Source organism: Okeania sp. (assembly GCF_983059655.1).
On the sequence record NZ_CEZPJD010000970.1, the window covers coordinates 1 to 2,618 of the forward strand.

The 2,618-nt window shown below is 36.6% G+C and carries 2 protein-coding genes; both read left to right on the forward strand.

Translation table 11 applies throughout. From position 1 onward, the window contains the following. Positions 1 to 576: 576 nt before the first annotated feature. On the forward strand, positions 577 to 1,083 hold the full coding sequence (locus AC3DU7_RS30750) for a DUF6653 family protein (protein WP_488043032.1): 507 nt from the start codon (positions 577 to 579) through the stop codon (positions 1,081 to 1,083). A 611-nt stretch (positions 1,084 to 1,694) separates the two neighbouring features. Then, positions 1,695 to 2,426 carry a RadC family protein gene (gene radC, locus AC3DU7_RS30755; protein WP_488043033.1) on the forward strand — a complete coding sequence of 244 codons (732 nt, stop codon included), beginning with the start codon at positions 1,695 to 1,697 and terminating at the stop codon, positions 2,424 to 2,426. Positions 2,427 to 2,618 lie beyond the last annotated feature (192 nt).

A 2,618-nucleotide genomic window follows, 5' to 3' on the forward strand; every position in this document is an offset into this window, starting at 1 on the left:
TTATGCGCTTCACAAAATGAAATAGCTATTGCGACATCCGCAACAAAGAAGGGAGGTAGATATTTTCCCCATCACACACTCTCAAGTTATGCGCTTCACAAAATGAAATGACTATTGCGGATGTCGCAATAGAGAGAGGAGGTAGATATTTTCCTCATCACACACTCTCAAGTTATGCGCTTCACAAAATGAAATAGCTATTGCGACATCCGCAACAAAGAAGGGAGGTAGATATTTTCCTCATCACACACTCTCAAGTTATGCGCTTCACAAAATGAAATAGCTATTGCGATATCCGCAACAGAAAGGGGAGCTAGGTATAGCAGTCGCCTTCAAGATTCAGCACTTTGTACAAACCTTGCATACAACATCCCTACCTTCCAACCAAAAATATGTAGCAAAACTTTTGAGATGTCATCTCAAAATATTGCTTAATTTATTTTTTAAATTGTCAGAAAAGAAACTGCCAAAATCATCAATTACTTACCAAAACCACTTTTGATAACGATACTGCCAGCTTTAATATTAGCTGTTAAAATTTAAACTTATAACTTCCTTCAACACAAAAAAAATATTATGACAACTGAACAAAAAATCGCTAACTTATTTCAAATGAAAGACGAAGTTTGGGCACGTCATGCTAATCCCTGGAGTGTCTTAACTCGGTTCCCCATATTACCTTTAATTATTGTTTCTACTTGGAGTCGAATTTGGATTAATTGGTGGTGTCTAATTCCCATTATTATTGCCATTATATGGACTTGGATAAATCCCCGAATTTTCCCAAAACCAACTTCAACAAATAATTGGTTCTCAAAAGCAGTCTTCGGAGAAAGAGTTTGGTTAAACCGTCAAAAAATAGAAATTCCCCAACATCATCAACCCGTAATTAATATTCTTAATCTCATTTCTTTTGTAGGTTTACCATTTTGTATTTGGGGATTAATTCAGTTGAATATCTGGCCGACTTTATTAGGAGTTATTCTAGTACTTTTAGGGAAAATGTGGTTTCTCGATCGCATGGTTTGGTTATACGAAGAAATGAAAGATGCTAATTCAGAATATCAGAGTTGGTTGTATTAGTAATAACTATCAATTATCCATTATCCATTAATGAATTCTCCCCCACTCCCTTACTCAATAAAATACGGTCAGCTTAAATAGGTAAAAAAAATATTTTTAGATTGACATTTCTAGCACAAAAGTATGATGTCTTAAAACACACTTACAACCGAATAAATACTGAATTTATCTTGACTTTTCTCCTTTCTTCCCTCCTGTTTGCAGAGCATGACCTAGGAAATTCTGACTCCTAGCTAAGTTATTCATTATAGCGCTTTTCACATGGATAGACTACAGTTAATATGGGCAACCCAAAAGCATTTTTCTACCACCTACTCCCTACTCCCTAGCCAAAATAATTTTGTGGTCTGCTCAAATGAAAAGCGGTGTAAGTATTTAACCGAGCATGATATAACTTATATTATGTTTAGAAATTATCGACCTTAATTTTTTCACAAAAAAATCAGGTCTTAAGACTTCCCTTTGAAGAGGATAAAAAAGAAAAATCTGTATCTTTAAAACCTCCCTATTGCAGGATATACTGATAGCGTAGCTCCTCTTTATAAGGGTCGCTCCTCTGTCAAAAGGCTAACTAATAACTGATAACTGATAACTGATAACTGATAACTGAAATGACCTACAGTCTCAGAATTGCAGACTTACCTAGCAATGAACGACCACGAGAAAGATTAATTGCCTCTGGTGCGAAAAGTCTTTCCACTGCAGAATTAATTGCTATTCTCTTAGGTACAGGTCAAGGAAAAGGGAAACTTTCTGCTGTAGGTCTCGGACAATACATATTAAATCAATTAAGTCAACATCAGCGTGACCCTCTCTCAGTTCTCCGTAATATTACGGTTCAAGAATTAACTCAAATTCATGGTATTGGTACAGCAAAAGCAACAACTATTTTGGCTGCTATTGAATTAGGAAAAAGAGTATTTCAATCTCGCCCTCCAGAATTAGCTCTGATTGAAAGTCCCCAAGCTGCCGCAGATGCTTTAAGTCAAGATTTAATGTGGCAAACCCAAGAAAAATTTGCCGTTTTACTCTTAGATGTAAATAACCGCTTACTCGGAACTCAGGTAATTACCATCGGCACCGCAACAGAAACATTAGCTCATCCCCGTGAAATTTTTCGAGAAGTAATTCGCCAAGGTGCAACCAGAGTTATTATTTCTCACAATCATCCTTCTGGAAATGTGGAACCAAGTCCTGAAGATATCAACTTAACCAGGCAACTCTTAGCAGGAGCACAATTTTTAGCTATTCCCCTACTCGACCATATTATTATGGGTAATGGAGAACATTCCAGTCTCCGTCAGACAACTAATTTGTGGGAAGAATATCCTCAAGGAGATTGATATGAGAGGATTCATAATTTAGAATTTAGGAGAAAATAGTAGTGGTGATAATTGAGTATTTATGCTAAATATTTTCCTGAGAATTTGACTACAAAAGTCTTCTTCCTTCTTCCTTCCCTCCTAGATAGCTAAACGTTTTCTTCCCTGTTCCCTGTTCCCTGTTCCCTGTTCCCTGTTCCCTGTTCCCTGTTC